This is a genomic window from Oleiphilus sp. HI0086, from assembly GCF_001635225.1.
In genome coordinates this window covers 1-1,153 of sequence record NZ_LWFZ01000160.1, presented here as the reverse complement: position 1 = coordinate 1,153, position 1,153 = coordinate 1, and the positions used below count along the sequence as shown (strand labels likewise).

The following is a 1,153-nucleotide window of genomic DNA, read 5'->3' as shown; positions in this document are numbered from 1 at the left end:
TGCTGTTGGTATCGCATCAGCCATTGGTCGGAGACTTAGTGAGCCTATTGGTTGAAGGTAATACCTATCAACCTCATCCTTTTATCACGAGTGAGCTAGTAGTACTGGAGCTTGAGCTGATGGAAGCCGGCCTAGCTTATTTACACCAGGATCTTATCCCGCACTAATAATTCACAGGTCTCTTTGTTAGCCCGGTGTGCTCTTAAGCCGGGATCCATGAGGGTCAGAACGAGGTATCGACGTAGCTGGTTTCCTGGTAAAAACACCTCGGGAATGATGAGTTCGGGGAGATGTTCTACTCTGCCCTGAATTGCACCCATTTTATAGAGGAGCTCTATAGAGAATTATTATTCCTCTGTGCAGCAAAGCGCTCCGTGCCCTCTGTGGTTAAGGGGTTTAATCTTGAAATCAAAACCAAAAAACAAATCCACCACAGAGGACACAGAGCGGCAGGTGGCCTGCACGGAGAAAGCCAAAAGAAGGGTTCTTAAATGAATGACTCCAATTATTTAGACTAAGTCGCGCAGAATCTCTACAGCCCGGTTGATCACTCGCTTGGTGGTATAAAAGTGCGGGGAAAAACGAATACCTCCTCCCCGGTTTGCACAGATTACTTTACGTGACATAAGTGTTTGATATAGCTCAGTGCTGTCCTTCCCCTCAATGCGAAAGCAGATAATGCCACTTTGACGCGCTTGGTTTTTATTTTCAGGAGAAATGAAACAAAGGTCATCAATGGTTTGTAATTGTGCCTTCAGATAGTTCGTTCGTTCGCATATGGCTTGATGAATATTGTCGATGCCTATATCCAGCAGTAGCCCCAAACTGGCATTTAAAGCCTGTACCCCCAGCATGTTGGGGCTGCCACACTCAAAGCGTTTTGCGTCCTTTGCTGGCGTCCATTCGGGCGAGTCGTAGTTGCCGCGCTGTTCGATCATATGCCAACCGAATTGATTGATCTTCAGTGTTTCGATATGTATGCCTTTCACATAGAAAAGCGCTAAACCTTCGGCGGCCATCATCCACTTATGTCCATCGGCAACAATGAAATCAGCATCGATTAAGGTTTGATCGAAAGGTAATGCGCCCAGACTTTGTATGGCATCCACACAAAGGAGGCATTGTTCTGCTTTGCATAGCTGGCTAAGAGACG

General features: G+C 46.5%; 1 protein-coding gene. It reads right to left on the bottom strand.

What is annotated here, in order from left to right; translation table 11 throughout:
• Positions 1-509: 509 nt before the first annotated feature.
• The coding region (locus A3756_RS02215) for an aminotransferase class V-fold PLP-dependent enzyme (RefSeq protein ID WP_156490199.1) at positions 510-1,153 on the bottom strand (644 nt) is incomplete at its 5' end.